Source organism: Dactylosporangium sp. NPDC049140, from assembly GCF_040648435.1.
Genome location: NZ_JBEZDS010000002.1, coordinates 164590 through 181363 on the forward strand (window position 1 = coordinate 164590; position 16774 = coordinate 181363).

At 72.4% G+C, this 16774-nt stretch carries 9 protein-coding genes and 1 pseudogene; 6 read left to right on the forward strand and 4 right to left on the reverse strand.

What is annotated here, in order from left to right; all coding sequences use genetic code 11:
* The first annotated feature begins 8 nt into the window (after nt 1-8).
* The 3 genes and pseudogenes from AB0B76_RS04450 to AB0B76_RS04460 form a co-directional block, all read left to right on the forward strand.
* On the forward strand, nt 9-863 hold the full coding sequence (locus tag AB0B76_RS04450; protein WP_360369199.1) for an ATP-binding cassette domain-containing protein: 855 nt from the start codon (nt 9-11) through the stop codon (nt 861-863).
* 22 nt (nt 864-885) lie between these two features.
* Nucleotides 886-1785, forward strand: a complete 900-nt coding sequence (locus tag AB0B76_RS04455; protein ID WP_360369202.1) for a tetratricopeptide repeat protein — start codon at nt 886-888, stop codon at nt 1783-1785.
* An 11-nt stretch (nt 1786-1796) separates the two neighbouring features.
* Nucleotides 1797-2699 (forward strand): annotated as a pseudogene (locus tag AB0B76_RS04460) (arginase family protein); the annotation flags it as partial.
* 1351 nt (nt 2700-4050) lie between these two features.
* Here AB0B76_RS04460 and AB0B76_RS04465 read toward each other — a convergent pair.
* Entirely contained in the window at nt 4051-5940 is a 1890-nt protein-coding gene (locus AB0B76_RS04465) for a penicillin-binding transpeptidase domain-containing protein (protein ID WP_360369205.1), read from the reverse strand.
* Nucleotides 5941-6154: 214 nt separating this feature from the next.
* On the opposite strand from AB0B76_RS04465, the gene AB0B76_RS04470 reads away from it, so the two are divergent.
* Nucleotides 6155-11014, forward strand: coding sequence for an NAD-glutamate dehydrogenase (locus AB0B76_RS04470; RefSeq protein WP_360369208.1), 4860 nt, complete (start codon nt 6155-6157; stop codon nt 11012-11014).
* Nucleotides 11015-11116: 102 nt separating this feature from the next.
* Here the strand turns inward: AB0B76_RS04470 and AB0B76_RS04475 are convergent, their stop codons facing one another.
* Complete coding sequence (locus AB0B76_RS04475; RefSeq protein ID WP_360369211.1) at nt 11117-12568, reverse strand: glycoside hydrolase family 3 N-terminal domain-containing protein; 1452 nt, start codon at nt 12566-12568, stop codon at nt 11117-11119.
* A gap of 195 nt (nt 12569-12763) precedes the next feature.
* Between AB0B76_RS04475 and AB0B76_RS04480 the strand changes: the two genes are divergently transcribed.
* Nucleotides 12764-13936 carry an ROK family transcriptional regulator gene (locus AB0B76_RS04480; protein ID WP_360369214.1) on the forward strand — a complete coding sequence of 391 codons (1173 nt, stop codon included), beginning with the start codon at nt 12764-12766 and terminating at the stop codon, nt 13934-13936.
* Nucleotides 13937-13955: 19 nt separating this feature from the next.
* On the opposite strand, the gene AB0B76_RS04485 is transcribed toward AB0B76_RS04480, so the two are convergent.
* Complete coding sequence (locus tag AB0B76_RS04485; protein WP_360369217.1) at nt 13956-14939, reverse strand: ABC transporter permease subunit; 984 nt, start codon at nt 14937-14939, stop codon at nt 13956-13958.
* Nucleotides 14936-15904, reverse strand: coding sequence for an ATP-binding cassette domain-containing protein (locus AB0B76_RS04490; RefSeq protein ID WP_360369220.1), 969 nt, complete (start codon nt 15902-15904; stop codon nt 14936-14938). The genes AB0B76_RS04485 and AB0B76_RS04490 overlap by 4 nt, the downstream gene beginning before the upstream one ends.
* A gap of 79 nt (nt 15905-15983) precedes the next feature.
* Between AB0B76_RS04490 and AB0B76_RS04495 the strand changes: the two genes are divergently transcribed.
* Nucleotides 15984-16766 carry an ABC transporter ATP-binding protein gene (locus AB0B76_RS04495; protein WP_360369223.1) on the forward strand — a complete coding sequence of 261 codons (783 nt, stop codon included), beginning with the start codon at nt 15984-15986 and terminating at the stop codon, nt 16764-16766.
* Nucleotides 16767-16774: the final 8 nt, after the last annotated feature.

The window sequence follows — 16774 nt, forward strand, 5'->3', positions numbered from 1 at the left end:
GGGACGCGATGAACGGATTGGCGGTCGCCTGCCGGCGGGTCGTGCACATCTACCGGGCCGAGGCGGGCGACGTCGTCGCGCTGGCCGGGGTCGACCTGTCGATCGGGCCGGGCGAGACGCTGGCCCTGGTCGGGCCCTCGGGCTCCGGCAAGTCGACGCTCATCGCGCTGCTCGCCGGGCTCATGCGGCCGTCGGCCGGCCGGGTCAACATCGGCACGTACGACATGGGCAAGCTCTCCGACGGCGAGATCGCCCGGCTGCGCGGGACCGAGATCGGCGTGGTGCTGCAGGGCGCGGCGCGCAACCTGCTGCCGTACGCCTCGCTGCACCGCAACATCTGGCTGGCCCAGCGGCGGGCGGCGCGCACCGAGGGCATCAAGCTCGACGACCCGGACCGCATCCTCGACCTGGTCGGCCTGCCCGGGCTCGGCCGCGCCCGCATCGACGAGCTCGCCCCCGGCGCCCGGCAGCGCGCGGCGCTCGCCGTCGGCATCGCGGCCGGCCCCGGCCTGCTGCTCGTCGACGAGCCCACCAGCCAGCTCGACACGCACGGCCGCGACGAGGTCCTGGAGGCCCTCGAGACCGTCAACCGCGAGCGCAACACCACGATCGTCGTCGTCACCCACGACGGGGACGTCGGCACCCGGCTCGGGCGCGCCGTGACCATCCGCGACGGCCGGGTCGGCGCCGAGGGGCGCGACGGGCAGGACTTCGCGGTGGTGGCGGGCGACGGCACGGTACAGCTGCCACCGGAGGTTCTCGGCGACTTCCCGCCGGGGACGCTCTTCACCGTCGAGCACATCGACGGGTCCGTCACACTGGTTGCGGGTGGATCCGACCGATCACTTGCGGCAGAGCACTAGGGCCACGTGTAAAACTAGGGCCATGACGGACCCACGCCAGTCTCAGTCGATCTTCACCCGCGGGGCGGTGGACCTCGGCGCCCTGGCCGCCCGCAATACCGCGGCCACGGCGCAGCGGTCCGCCCCCGAGGCCGCCGCGGGAGTCCCCGGCGGCGCCAACGTGATCGAGGTCACGGAGGCGAGTTTCCAGCAGGACGTCATCCAGCGCTCGCTGACGGTGCCGGTCGTCGTCGACTTCTACGTCGCCGGCAGCGCGCCCGACCAGCAGTTCTCGCCGCTGCTGACCCAGCTCGCGGCCGAGGGCGGCGGCACCTGGACGCTCGCCCGCGTCGACATCGAGACGAGCCCACGCCTCGCGCAGATGTTCCGCATCCAGAACATCCCGTTCGTCGTGGCCATCGTCGGCGGTCAGCCGGTCGACGCCTTCAACCAGGCGCTGCCCGAGCCGCACCTGCGCCAGTGGATCGACGCGGTGCTCAAGGCGGCCGGCGTCGAGGTCGAGCAGCCCGAGGACCCGCGCCTGCTCGACGCGGACGACGCCATGGCCGACGGCGACCTCGACGCCGCCGAGGCCGCCTACCGCAAGATCCTCGACGAGACTCCGAACGACGTCGTCGCCGAGTCCGGGCTCGCCCAGGTGGGGCTGCTGCGCCGCACCGACGGCATCGACCTGGCCGGCGTGCTCGCCGCGGCCCAGGCCGCCCCCGACGACCTGGACGCGCAGATGCTCGCGGCCGACGTCGAGGTGCTCACCGGCGAGGCCGACAAGGGGTACACGCGCCTCGTCGGACTCATCCGCCGCACGGCGGGCGACGAGCGCGAGGCCGTGCGCAAGCACCTCCTCTCGCTGTTCACCGTCGCCGGCCCCGACGACCCCGCGGTCGCCAAGGCCCGCCGGGCACTGGCGAGCGCGCTGTTCTGACGGCGGCCGCCATGCGCCGCATCGCCGTCGTCGACGCGCCGAGCAACCTGGGGTTACGGCCACCGACCGCATCCTCGGTGCCCGGCTGCGCCAAGGCGCCCGGCGCGCTGCGCGACCACAACCTGCTGGCCCGCCTGGGTGCGCGCGACGCCGGCTGCATCACCCCGCCGCGGTACGACCCGGCGGGGTGGCAGCCCGGCGACGGCGTGGCCCAATCGGCCGAGATCGCCACGTTCGTCAAGCGCCTCGCCGACCGCATCGGCTCGATCCTCGGCGCCGGCGACTTCCCGCTCGTGCTCGGCGGGGACTGCTCGATCCTGCTCGGCGCCGGCCTGGCCATGCGCCGCTACCAGAACGAGGCCGGCGGGCGCATCGGGCTGGTCTACGTCGACGGGCACTCCGACTTCCGCCACGAGGGCAACGCCTCCTACGTGGGCGCCGCGGCGGGCGAGGCGCTGGCCCTCGCGACCGGCCGCGGCCAGGCGAACCTCGCCTCGATCGAGCAGCGCCGGCCGTACTTCCGCGACGTCGACGTAGCGCTGCTGGGCATCCGCACCCACGACGAGTACCGCCTCGACCTGCAGGCCGCCGGGATCGTCGCCCGCGCCGTGCCGGAGCTGCGCTCGGACGGGGCCGCCCGGTCCGCGCAGTGGGCCCGCGACCAGCTGCGCGACTGCGCCGGCTTCTGGGTGCACGTCGACGTGGACGTACTCGACCCGGCCGTGATGCCGGCGGTGGACGCCCCGGACGTCGGCGGAATCGCGTACCGCGAGCTGGAGATCCTGCTCAGCGGGCTCATCGCCGACCCGCGCTGCCTGGGCGCGCAGGTCACGGTGTTCGACCCGGACTACGACCCGGACGGGCAGTACGCGGCGGAGGTCGCCGACGTGCTCGTGGCCGGGCTGGAGCCGCTCATCACGTCGTCGGCCCTCGTGGCGGCCTCGCCGGACCCAGTCATCTCGGCGCCGCCGTTCGCCGACCCGGTGTCGGCGCCGCCGGTCTCCGCCCCGCCGCTGGCGACACCCCGGCCGCCGGCGTCGCTGCCGCCGCTGCGGCCGTCGCCGGAGGGGCATTCGCCCTTGACGCCGGAGGAGCTGCTGTCCGGCGGGTCGTCGCTCGCCGACTGGGGCACCTTCGCCACGCCGACGTCACCCGCCGCCGCGCCGACGTCACCCGCCGCCGCGCCGACGTCACCCGCCGCCGCGCCGACTTCTCCGGCCGCCGCGCCGACGTCACCCGCCGCGCCGACGTCCCCGGCCGCCGTGCCGACTTCTCCGGCCGCGCCGACGTCACCGGCCGCCGTGCCGACGTCCCCGACCGCCGTGCCGACTTCTCCGGCCGCGCCGACGTCCCCGGCCGCCGCGCCGACGTCACCCGCCGCCGGGCCGACCTTCCCGGCCGCCCCGGTTTCGGCCGCCACCCCGACTTCACCTGCCGCTCCGATCCCGGCCGCGGCGCCGGCTTCGCCCGCCGTGTCGTGGCCCGCCGATTTCGGCTTGCCCGCTGCACCCGCCGGGTCTGTTCCGGTTGAGCCCGGCGCCGGCTTGAGCGCTGTTCCGGTGTTCGCATCCCCATCACCCGACGTCGCCACCTCCTCGTCCGACATTTCCGACATTTCCGAAATGTTGAGCGATGGGGCGGACCTGCGAGGGGAAGTGGAGGACGATCGCCGTCGCGGAGACGCGGATGGCCTCGGTGCGGGCGTAAACGGCGGCCGTCGCGAAGATGAGGACGGCGGAGTCCGCACGGGCGTGGATGGTGGCCTCCGCGGAGACGTGGACGGTGGTTTCCGCGCGGGCGTAAACGGCGGCCACCGCGAACATGAGGGCGTGGACGGTGGCCCCCGCGGAGACGTGGACGGTGGCCTTCGTGGAGACGTGGACGGCTGGGACGAGTGGCCCGCGGACGAGGAGCGCGCCGCCGTGCTCCGGGCCGACCCGGCGGATGAGCAGCCCGGCGACGCGGGTGGCGACCAGGGCGATCCGGCGGCGGACAAGCCGGCCTGGCTGCTCGGGCGGTACAGCCGCTCCGCGTCCCTGTCGCTCGACTCGCTGCCCCGGGACTCGCTCGGGCCCGGCGGGCTCAAGCGCGGCGGCGGCAACGGCCCGTTCGTGCCCGCCCAGGCCGCCCGGCGCGGCGCCGACGACTCGCCCGAGTCGCCGCTGACCGATGTCGTGCCCGCCGCGCGTACGCCCGTCGAGGAAGAAGAGCCCGCAGGCTGAGCGACGGCCGGGCCCCGACGGGGAGCCCGGCCGCCGCGCCAGGTCAGCCGACCGTCTGGAAGAACTTGCCGGCGATCGGGACGGCCGCCGCGGTCGAGGCGCCGCCGTTCTCGACGAACACGCAGAAGGCGATGTCGCCGCGGTAGCCCATGAACCACGAGTGGGTGTGGGCGGGATCGTTGTCGTACTCGGCGGTGCCCGTCTTGCCCCGCAGGTCGCCCGGGAGGTTCTTGAGCTGGCTCGCGGTGCCCTCGGTGACCACCTCGCGCATCATCTGCCGCAGGGCGTCCACGGAGGCCTGGTTGAGCTGCGGGCCGTCGGCCGCGGGGCTCTTCGGGGCCGGCTCCAGCACGAGCTGCGGCTGCTTCCACTGCCCGCGCGCGATGCCCGCCGCCGCGGCCGCCATGATGACCGGCGAGACGAGGTTGGTGCCCTGGCCGAACGCGGCCGCCGCCTGCTCGGCCTTCGAGCCGTTCACCGAGATCTTGCCGCTGAACACGTCGGTGCCGAGGTCCCACTGGACGCCCAGGCCCAGCGACTGGGCGGTCTTGCCCAGGCCGTCGGGGGCGATCTGGGGCGCGAGCGAGGCGAACGCCGTGTTGCAGGACTTCGAGAAGTCGGTGCGCAGCGGTACGTTGCCGAGCTCCTCGTCGTGGGAGTTCTTGAACGTGCGGCCGTCGACCGTGAGCGTCTTCGGGCAGGCCACGACCGACTCGCCGGTCATGCCCTTGTCCAGCACCGCGAGCGCGGTGACCGCCTTGAGCATCGAGCCGGGCGGGGTCTGGCCGACGAGCGCGAAGTTGTTCGCGGCCGCGCCGGGGCCGTTGGCGACCGCGACGATCTTGTTATCGCTGATGCGGATCGCCACCAGGGCCGAGCGCCGCGTCTCGCCCGCGAGGGCCTGCTCCGCCGCGTTCTGCATGTTGACGTCGAGGGTGAGCTTCACCGAGGTCCCGGTGGTGGGGTCGGAGGCGAAGAACTCCTTGTCGGGCGTGCCCTGCGGCATGGAGACGATCACCTTGACGCCGGGCTTGCCCTGCAGGTCGCCGTCGTACTTCTGCTGCAGCCCGGCCAGCCCGACCACGTCCCCGACCTGGTACTTGCCGGGGTTCTTGTCCATGATCTCCTTCGTCACCTCGCCGGTCGTGCCCAGCAGGGCGCGGGCGAACTGCGCGGAGGGGGCCAGGGCCTGCGTCGAGTTGCGGGTGATCACGCCCGGCGTCGAGTTCAGCTTGTTCGCGATCGGGTCGAAGACCTCCTTGCGCAGCGTCACGATCTGCACGAAGGCGTCGGGCGCGGCCTTCTTCACCTTGTCCGGCAGGCCCGACACGTCGACGTCGACCTTCGCCTGCTTGAACGCGTCTGTCAGATTCTTGACCACGATGTTGATGTCGGTGATCGAGCGCGGCTGGACACCGATCGTCACGACCGGCTTACTGCTCACGATCGGCTGGCCGGCGCCGTCGAGGATGCTGCCGCGCGTGCCCGCCGTCTTGCGGACCGCCAGCTTGTCGGTCGGCTCGAGCTTGGGGTTGATGGTCTTCGCGTCGAAGACGACCGTCCACTGCTTGTCGACCCGCTTGGCGTCGACCGTCGTGTCGTACTCCCACGTCGAGTCGGCGACCGGCCACGCCACGTGCACGACGGCGCTGCTGTTGTCGTCCTTGACCACCGGCGCGCCCTTGAGAGTGAGCTTCGGCGGGTGGGCCGCGAGGTCGCCGGCGACCGTCGTCCACAGCTTCTGCGCCGCGTCGCCGGAGAGGGCTTTACCGTCCTGACCCAAGAACTTCAGGCCCCCGATGTTGCCCTGCTCCCAGGCCCCCAGGAAGGTCTTGAGCGAGTCGTCCGGCGGCTTGCTGGAGCACGCGGGCAGCGTGCCGAGCAGCGCCACGGCGGCGACGAGAGCGGTGACACGACGGATCGAAACGGCCATGTGGGCGATTCTGCGCTATGAAAGCACGGTTCTGCACGCCCCAAGATCGCATAAGTAGGACAATTCTGTACGCCGAGCTCTGGTTGATCGGGTACACGACGATGGTGAACCGGGCTGAGGCATACCCCGCGAAGAGTCTTAGGCTGAGGGCGGACAACCCACAACGTGGTGGGCGAGGGGAGAACAACCGATGAATCGGCCTGGGGCAACCCCGGTGAAGGACGACGCGCGCGACTTACGCGGCGCGCGGACCCCCGAAGCGGTGGTCGAAGACGACGAGCTGGAGCAGTCAGTGCCCAACGCGGAGCATCTGGTCGCGGAGGCGGTCGTACTGGCCACCGCGCAGGATTCCGATCCCGAACTGGTCGCGGCCTACTGGCGCCTGGTTCCCGACGAAGAGCTGGCGTCCTGCAACGTCGCCAAGATGGTCGAGGCCACCCACTCGCATCTGGAGCTGGCGCAGCAGCGCCTGCCGGGCGAGCTGAAGCTGCGCCTCGGGCTGAGCGTCACCGGCGGCACCTCGGTGGAGATGGTCACCGACGACATGCCGTTCCTGGTCGACTCGGTCACGAGCGCGCTGTCCTCGCGCAACATCGACGTCAACCTGCTCGTGCACCCGCTCGTGGTGGTGCACCGGGCCCCGCTGGGGGCGCTGGAAGCGGTCCGCGTCGGGGTCGAGCCCGAGGACGCGGCGGCCGGCGACATGGTCGAGAGCTGGATCCGCATCGAGGTCGACCGCATCCGCGACGAGGCCGAGCTCGAGGAGCTGCGCACCGACCTGGCCCGCGTCCTCAACGACGTGCGGGAGGCGGTCGAGGACTGGCCGAAGATGCGCACCCAGGCGCTGGCCCTGGCCGACGAGCTCGGATCCGCGCAGCTGCCGGTGCCGGACAAGGACATCACCGACTCGGTCGAGCTGCTGCGCTGGCTCGTCGACGACCATTTCACGTTCCTGGGCTTCCGGCAGTACAAGCTGATCCGCGGCGACGACGGCGAGGAACTGCTGCAGGCGGTCCTGGGCAGCGGCCTGGGCATCCTGCGCGGCGACCAGGTGCAGCCCCGCGTGCTCGCCTCCATGACCGCGGAGGCCTACGCCAAGGCGCTGGAGAAGCGACTGCTGATCATCACCAAGGCCAACTCCCGGGCCACCGTGCACCGCTCGGCCTACCTGGACTACATCGGCTTCAAGATGTTCGACGCCGACGGCAACGTGATCGGCGAGCGGCGCTTCCTCGGGCTGTTCTCCTCCTCGGCGTACCGCACCAGCGTCCGCGACCTCCCCGTCGTCAAGCGCAAGGTCGCCGAGGTGGTCGAGCGCTCCGGCCTGTCGCCGCGCTCGCACTCGGGCAAGGACCTCATGGAGACGCTCGAGACGTACCCCCGCGACGAGCTCTTCCAGATCGGCACCGACGAGCTCTACAAGGCCGTCATGGGCGTGCTGCGCCTGGCCGGCCGTCGCCAGCTGCGGGTGTTCCTGCGCCGGGACGCGTACGGCCGGTTCATCTCCTGCCTGGTCTACCTGCCCCGCGACCGGTTCACCACGGCCAACCGGCTGCGCATCCAGCAGATCCTGCTCGCCGAGCTCAACGGCGTCGGGGTGGACTACACCACCCGGGTCAGCGAGTCGAAGTTCGCGCGCGTGCACTTCATCGTGCGCACCGAGCCCGGCAACCCGCCCGGCTGGGTCGACGTCGACGACCTGACCGAGCGCCTGTCCGAGGCGACCCGGCTCTGGGACGACGACTTCCGGCTGGTGCTGGAGCGCAAGCTCAACGACGAGCACCAGGCCAAGGTGCTGTACCAGCGCTACGGCGGGGCGATCTCGGACACCTACAAGGACGAGCACACGCCCTACGAGGCGGTCAAGGACGTCGCCAAGCTGGAGCTGCTCGACGAGCCGGGCCAGCTCGTCATGCACGTGTACCGCCGCCGCCAGGACGAGTCCGACATCCGCTTCAAGGTCTTCCGCTACGGCGAGCCGATGATCCTCTCGGCCGTGCTGCCGGTGCTGCACTCCCTCGGCGTGCGGGTCACCGACGAGCGGCCCTACGAGGTCGTGCGGGCCGACGGGACGATCTACCTGTACGACTTCGGCCTCCAGCTGCCCCCGGACTCCCGGAACATCGCCGACGTGCGCCCGCACCTGGAGAACGCGTTCTCGGCCACCTGGCGCGGCGAGGCCGAGGTCGACAGCTTCAACAGCCTCGTGCTCAAGGCCGGCCTGACCTGGCGCGAGGTCGTGGTGCTGCGGGCCTACGCGAAGTACCTCCGCCAGGCCGGCACGGTCTTCTCCCAGGACTACATGGAGACGACGCTGCTGGCGTACCCGGCCATCGCCTCCAAGCTCGTCGCGCTCTTCGGGGCCCGGTTCGACCCGCGCCTGCAGCTGTCCGAGGCCACGCGCACGGTGCAGTCCAAGGAGCTCGTCGCCGCGATCAACGCCGACCTGGACGAGGTCACCAGCCTCGACCAGGACCGGATCATGCGCTCCTTCCTGCACCTGATCCAGGCGACCCTGCGCACGTCGTTCTTCCAGCGCGGCGACGGCGGGCGGCCGAAGTCGTACACCGCGTTCAAGCTCGACCCGCAGTCGATCCCGGACCTGCCGGCGCCCCGGCCGCGGTTCGAGATCTTCGTGTACTCGCCCCGCTTCGAGGGCGTACACCTGCGCTTCGGCTCCGTGGCCCGCGGCGGGCTGCGCTGGTCCGACCGGCGCGAGGACTTCCGCACCGAGATCCTCGGCCTGGTCAAGGCCCAGACGGTGAAGAACGCCGTCATCGTGCCGACCGGCGCCAAGGGCGGGTTCGTGCTCAAGCAGGTGCCGGGCGACCGCGACGAGGCCGTGGCCTGCTACCAGCTGTTCATCTCGGCCCTGCTCGACGTCACCGACAACCTCGACGGCGGCAAGGTCGTGGCGCCGCCGGACGTGGTGCGCCACGACCCCGACGACCCGTACCTCGTCGTCGCGGCCGACAAGGGCACCGCGACGTTCTCCGACATCGCCAACGAGATCTCGATGCGGTACGGCTTCTGGCTCGGCGACGCCTTCGCCTCGGGCGGGTCGGCCGGGTACGACCACAAGAAGATGGGCATCACCGCCAAGGGCGCCTGGGAGTCGGTCAAGCGGCACTTCCGCGAGCTCGACCTCGACACCCAGGCCACCGAGTTCACCGTGGTCGGCGTCGGCGACATGTCCGGCGACGTGTTCGGCAACGGGATGCTGCTCTCGCCGCACATCCGCCTGGTCGCCGCGTTCGACCACCGGCACATCTTCATCGACCCCGCACCCGACGCGGCCGCCTCCTTCGCCGAGCGGCAGCGCATGTTCGAGCTCCCGCGCTCGTCGTGGGACGACTACGACAGATCGGTCATTTCGCCGGGCGGTGGCGTCTTCTCGCGGACGGCCAAGTCGATCGTGCTGTCCGACGAGGCCCGCGAGGTGCTCGGGATCACCGTGCCCGGGCCGCTCGCGCCGAACGACGTCATGCACGCGATCCTCGCCGCGCCCGTCGACCTGTTCTGGAACGGCGGCATCGGTACCTACGTCAAGGCGACCGGCGAGTCCCACGCCGACGTCGGCGACAAGGCCAACGACTACGTCCGCGTCAACGGCCGTGAGCTGCGCGCGAAGGTCGTCGGCGAGGGCGGCAACCTGGGCCTGACCCAGCGGGGCCGTATCGAGTACGCGCTCAACGGCGGCCGCATCGCGACGGACTTCATCGACAACTCGGCGGGCGTCGACTGCTCCGACCACGAGGTCAACATCAAGATCCTGCTCGACCGCGCGGTCGCCGCGGGCGACCTGGAGCCGGCCGATCGCAACCCGCTGCTGGCCGAGATGACCGACGAGGTCGGCGAGCTGGTCCTGCGCGACAACTACGACCAGGCCACGGCGCTGGGCAACGCCCGGGCGCAGTCGCGCTCGCTGCTGCCGGTGCACAAGCGGCTCATCGCCGACCTGGAGCACCGCGGCCAGCTCGACCGCACGCTGGAGGGGCTGCCCAGCGACGAGCAGCTCGACGAGCGCGCCGCCACCGGGGTCGGGCTCACCTCGCCCGAGTTCGCGGTCCTGCTCTCGTACGTCAAGATCGTGCTGGAGCACGAGATCCTCGACTCCGACCTGCCGGACGAGGGGTGGACCACCGACGTGCTGCTCGGGTACTTCCCGACCCCGCTGCGCGAGCGCTTCGCCGAGGCGATGGCCGAGCACCCGCTGCGCCGCGAGATCGTCACCACGGCCATCGTCAACGAGGCGGTGAACCGCGGCGGCACGTCGTTCTTCCACCGCGCCTCCGAGGAGACCGGCGCCGGGGCCGCGGACGTCCTGCGCGCCTCCGTGGTGGTCAACGAGGTGTACGGGCTGAGCGAGCTGCGCCGCGCGGTCGAGTCGCTGGACAACCGGATCCCGACGAAGTCGCAGACCGCGGTGTACCTGGAGATGCGCCGCCTGCTCGACCGGGCGGTGCGCTGGCTGGTCTCCAACCGGCGGCTGCCCATCGACGTGCCCGCCGAGATCGCGCGCCTGCGCCCCGGCATCGCCCGGCTGCTGCCGCAGCTGGACACGCTGTTCCGGGGCCGCGAGCGCGAAGCGCTGCACGCCAACGCCGAGGGGCTGCGGGAGCTGGGGCTGCCCGAGGAGATCGCGGACAGCACGACCCGCATCATGTACGGCTTCGGCCTGCTCGACATCGTCGAGGTCGCGTCCACGACCGGCCGCGACGTCAACGAGGTGGCGATGGTCTACTACCTGCTCTCCGAGCGCTTCCGCGTCGACGACCTGCTCTCGCGGATCTCCGACCTGCCGCGCGAGGACCGGTGGCAGACGCTGGCCCGGATGGCGCTGCGCTACGACCTGTACGCCGCGCTGGCCGCCCTCACCGCGGAGGTGCTCAACGCCACCTCGCCGGAGGCGGACACCGAGGCGCGGGTGCACGAGTGGGAGCAGAGCAACGCGACGTCGATCGCGCGGACGCGCAACGCGATCGGGGAGTTCGGGGAGTCGCCGGGGGACCTGGCGGCGCTGTCGGTGCTCCTGCGGCAGATCCGCACGCTGGTGCGGGCCTCGGCCGCGTAGCGGCTACCGGCGTCGGCCAGGCTGGGCGGCCCCCTCTCCGGAGGGGACCGCCCACCTGCTTGTCAGGCCGCGCTCTTGTCAGGCCGCGCTTTGTCGATCGGGTCAGGCGGCCAGGCCCAGCGTCTCCGCGGCCGCGCGGCCGTTGGCGTGGCTCGCGCCCCACGTCGTGATGAACGCGCGGGCGCCCGACGGCCGCCACGACGACGGCCAGCCCATCTCGACCACCGTCACCGCGTGGGTCTCGGCGAGCGTCTCCACCAGCTCGCGGGCGCCCGGGAGGCGGTGCACGTTGCGGCCGACGACCACGATGGGCCGCGCGGCCGCGCGGGCGCGCAGCTGGGCCGGGTCGGCCCGGTCGGCCACGATGCGCACCTGCTCGGTGCCGTTGACGTGCGGGCCGAGGCCCCAGGGCACGCGGCCGGCGGCGATCGACGACTCCGACTCGAGCTGGACGATCAGCGGCGCGGCCGCGCGGTCGTGGGTGCCCTCGATGCGCACGGCGCCCAGGGCCGCGGGGTAGCCCAGGCCCGGCTCCTCGCGGTCGGTGCGGGCGCCGCTGCGCGTCCACGCGGCGAGGTCCGCCACGCGCGCCCCGGCCTCCTCGAGGCGGGCCGGCGGGAGGCGCCCGTCGCCGACCGCGGTCACGATCTCGTCCGCGCACGCGTTGGTGATCTGCTCGTCGATGTCGGCGCCGATGCAGAGCAGGTCGGCCCCCGCGGCCAGGGCCAGGACCGCGCCCTCGGGGATGCCGCCCGCGTACCGCGCCGCGCCCAGCATCTCCAGCGCGTCGGTCACCACGACGCCGGTGAAGCCCAGCTCGCCGCGCAGCAGGTCGACGAGCACCGCGCGGCTGAACGTGGCCGGGGCGTCGCCGGTCAGCGCGGGCACGCGGATGTGCGCGGACATGATCGACTTGGCGCCGGCCTCGATGGCGGCGGCGAAGGGCGGCAGCTCGCGGCCGCGCAGCAGGGCGGCGTCGATGTCCACGGTCGGCAGCTCGCGGTGCGAGTCGGCGAGCGTCGCGCCGTGGCCCGGGAAGTGCTTGGCGCACGCCGCGACGCCCGCACCCTGCAGGCCGAGCACGGCGGCCGCGGTGTGGGTGGCGACGGCGATCGGGTCGGCGCCGAAGCTGCGGGTACCGATGATCGGGTTGTCGTCCGCCGTGTTGACGTCCACGGTCGGCGCGAGGTTGAGGTTGATGCCGAGCGTCTCGAGCTCGGCGCCGATGGTGCGGTACACCCTCCGGGTGACGGCGGGGTCGCCCAGCGCCCCCAGCGCGGCGTTGCCCGGGTAGGGGCTGCCCGCCCGGTGCGCCAGGCGGGTGACGTCGCCGCCCTCCTCGTCGATGGCGATGAGGACGCCCTCGCGCGCGGAGTGCAGGCTCGCGGTAAGTTTCGCGAGCTGCTCGCGCTCGACGATGTTGAAGCCGAAGAGCAAATGCCCGGCCATCCCCTCGGCGAGGAGGTCCACGGCCCACGCGGGGGCCTCCTCCCCGCGGAAGGCGCCCAGCAGCGTGCCCAGGGCCAGCCGGCGGAGTCCGGGATCGGTCGACACGATGTTCCCCCCTCAGCGCGGACGGGGGTGCGGCGGCGGGGCTGCACACTCGTCCGATGCGCTATCCACGATCGTAAGAGCTTCTTGACCGGTTGTGCGTAGGCCGAGTGGTTGGTCCGGCCGTACGCTCTCCGAATAGGTTGCTTGTGGCACGCTAATAGGAAAGTTTCCTAAATACTAGGGGTCTTCGTCACGATGAGTTCCGCCCGACTGCCCGGCACGCCACGGCTGCTGCGCGCCCTCAACGATCGTGCCGCCCTCGAGCTGCTGCTGAGCCGCGGCCCACTCACCCGCGCCCAGCTCGGCGAGCTGACCGGGCTGTCCAAGGTCACCGCGTCGCAGCTGGTCGAGCGCCTGGAGGAGCGCGGGCTCGTGGCCCGCGTGGGCGAGCAGGCCGGCGGGCGGGGCCCGAACGCGCAGATGTACGCGGTGGTACCGGCCACGGCGTACGTCGTCGGCGTCGAGGCCGGCCCCTCGCACGTGGTCGCCGGCGTGGCGGACATCACCGGCAACATCGTCGGGCGCACCGACATCGCGATCGGCGACGGCGACGACCCGGTCAAGGTGGTACACGCCGCGGTAATCGAGGCCGCCTCGGTCGCCGGCGCCCCGCTCGACCGCATCCGGCGCATCGTGCTCGGCACGCCCGGCCTGGTCGACCCCAAGAGCGGCGAGATCACGTTCGCCTGGGACCTGCCGCGCTGGCACCGTGGCCTGCTCACCGCCCTGCGCGAGGACCTCGACCGGCCCGTCATGTTCGAGAACGACGTGAACCTGGCCGCGATCGCCGAGCAGCACTCGGGCGCGGCCGTGGGCGCGCAGGACTTCGTGCTCGTCTGGCTGGACCGCGGCGTCGGTACCGCGGTCGTGCTCGGCGGCCGCCTGCACCGGGGCAGCGCCGGGGCGGCGGGCGAGATCGGGTACCTGCCGGTGGCGGGCACCCAGGTCAGCCGCGACGCGTCGCGCCGCTCGAAGAACGGCTTCCGCACCCTGGTCGACGCCGCGGCCGTGCGCGGGATCGCGAAGACGCACGGCTTCAAGGCCGCCGGCGTGGGCGACGCGGTGCGGGCGGCGATCGCCGCCGGTACCGCGGGCAGCCCCTTCCTGGACGAGCTGGCGCGGCGCATCTCGCTCGGGGTGGCGTCGGTGGGCCTGGTGCTGGACCCGGAGCTCGTCGTGCTCGCGGGCGACGTGGGCAAGGCCGGCGGGGCGGATCTGGCCCAGCGCGTGCAGCACGAGGTGGCGGCGATCGCGGTGGTGTCGCCGCGCGTGGTGTCAACCGAGGTGACGTCGGAGCCGGTGCTGCACGGGGCGATTCTGACGGGCCTGGACGCGGTACGCGAGGAGGTCTTCGGCTCGACGGCGTGAAAGTTTCACGCCGTGGGCGTCAGCGCGCGTCGCGGCGGCGCATGGACAGGAAGGCCGCGGCGGCCACCGCGGCCACCACCGCCGCGATCACCAGGCCGCCCGTCTCCCAGGTGGCCTTGAACGTCGACCTCGCCACGGTGCCGACGCCGCCCTCGTCGGGCAGGACGCCCTTGCGCAGCCAGGCGCGGGCGTAGCTGGAGAGGCGGTACGGCTCGGCGTAGTCGGTGGTCTCCACGACGGTGAAGACCACGGTGCTGCCGAACTCCCACAGGAGCAGGTAGGTGATGCCGACGCCCAGGGCGGCCGACGTGTGGCGGCCGATCGAGGCGACCGAGAAGCCCAGCGCGGTGCCGGCCATGGCCAGGAACACGACGCGCAGCGCGGTGAGCAGCAGGGAGCCGAACTCGCCCCCGGTCATCTGGCTCACGGTGCCGTTGCCCGCGGAGATGGCCAGGAAGGCGCCGGTCCACAGCGTGAGGTACACCAGCGAGACGAGGCCGACACCGGCCAGCGCGGCGAGCAGCTTGGCGCCGAGCACGCGGCCGCGGCGGGGGGCCCACAGCAGCAGGCTCGACATGCCGCCGGAGCTCCACTCGACCCCGACGAACGAGGCGCCCAGCACGAAGCCGGCGAGGGCGAAGAGGACGGCGGCCCCGTAGTACAGCGACGGCCACTGACGGTGGAACGAGAACCCGTAGTCGAGCAGCGAGTCGGCGGTCGGGCGGGGGCCGTAGTCGCAGGCGCGCGGGAGGTCCTCGTTGGGCTCGGCCTGCTCCAGGCCGCTCTGGACGCGGCTGCAGTGCTCGGTGCGCTGGTCCCAGAGCTGGGCCAGCGGCACGGCGCGCTGCTCCGCCTGCGTGACCTCGGCCGGCGTGGGGCTGCTGCCGGTGAGCGTGAAGCCGAAGGTGATGAAGGCCAGCATCCCGCCGACGAGCAGCGCGGTGACGAGCGTGATGCGGCGGCTGAACAGCCGGGACCATTCGGCGGCGAACAGGTGCCTCATGCCGTGTGCTCCCGGGTCGTCCACTCGGAGTCGTCGACGGGGCGGAAGGAGCCGCGCGGGCCGCCGCCGGTGATGGTGAGGAACGCGTCCTCGAGCTGCGCGACCGGGGCGAGCTCGCGGACCCACATGTCGTTGACGCCGAGCGTGTAGGACACCCAGGCCGGCTCGGCGAGGTCGTGCACGACGAGGTGGTCGCCGGCGATGCTCACGTCCGCGCCCGCCTCGGCCAGGATCTGGCCGGCGCGCTCGTGGTCGTCGACGCGGACGCGGTACGCGCCCTTGTCCGCGACCGCGAGCACCTCGGAGACCGGGCCGGCGGCGACCGTACGACCGCGGGAAATAATCGTGACGGAGTCACAGATCTGGGCGATCTCGGCCAGGATGTGGCTGGAGATGACGACCGTCTTGCCCTGCTCGGCGTGGCCGCGCAGCAGGTCGCGCATCTCGCGCACGCCGGCCGGGTCGAGCCCGTTGTTCGGCTCGTCGAGGATGAGCAGGTCGGGGTTCTTCAGCAGTGCCGACGCGACCGCGAGGCGCTGGCGCATGCCGAGGGAGTAGGTCCGCACCATGTCTTCCGACCGGTCGGAGAGCCCGACCTGGTCGAGCACGACCCCGATCCGCTGCTTCGGCACCCCGCCGGCCTTCGCCAGCAGGGAGAGGGTTTTGTACCCGGTGACGTTGCCGAAGAACGCCGGTGCCTCGACGATCGCGCCCACCCGCGGGGCGACCTCGGCCTGGCGCTGCGGCACCGGCTCGCCGAAGATCCGCATGCGCCCGCCGTCGGGGCGCAGGAGCCCGAGCAGGGTCTTGAGCGTCGTGGACTTGCCCGAACCGTTCGGTCCGAGGAACCCGTGGATCTGCCCCGGCTCGACCAGCATGTCGAGCCGGTCGAGCGCGGCCCGCGGCCGTCCGAACACGCTCTGGTACGTCTTGACCAGACCGTCGATTTCCAGTGCGGGTGTCATCGAAGCGCACAATACGGCCTTCGTCACGTCCGTGTAGCCCCGGCAGCGGTCGATATGTGAGGCGTGGTTGGATTGGCATGTGTCAGATGACCTTGTCATCGCCGTGGACAATGCGACGGTCACCCGTAACGGCAACCACCTCATCCGATCGGTGAGCTGGCAGGTCGAGCTGGACGAGCGCTGGGTGATCCTCGGCCCGAACGGGGCCGGCAAGACCACGCTGCTCAACCTGGCCGGCGCGCGGATGCACCCCTCCAGCGGCACGGTCACGGTCCTCGGCGAGCGGCTCGGGCGGACCAACGTCGCCGAGCTCAAGACCCGCGTCGGCTTCTCCTCCAACGCGCTGCGGCTGCCGTTCGAGGAGACCGCGCGCGACGTGGTCCTCACCGCGTCGTGGGCCGTGATCGGGCGCTACCGCGAGGCCTACGACACCATGGACGAGGGCCGCGCCCTGGCGCTGCTCGACCAGCTCGGGGTCGCGCAGCTCGCCGACCGCGTGTACGGCACGCTGTCCGAGGGGGAGCGCAAGCGGGTACAGATCGCGCGGGCCCTCATGACCGACCCGGAGCTGCTGCTGCTGGACGAGCCGTCGGCCGGCCTGGACCTGGGCGCCCGCGAGGACCTGGTGCGCCGCCTCGCCGAGCTGGCCGCCGACCCCGACGCCCCCGCGACCGTGCTCGTCACGCACCACGTGGAGGAGATCCCGCCGGGCTTCACCCACGCCATGCTGATGCGCGACGGCGGCGTGGTGGCGCAGGGCCTCGTGCACGACACGATCACGGCCGAGAACCTGTCGAAGACGTTCGGGCTGCCGCTGACCCTGACGACGGTCGACGGCCGCTTCCACGCGCAGTCGTCCTGAGCGCTGCG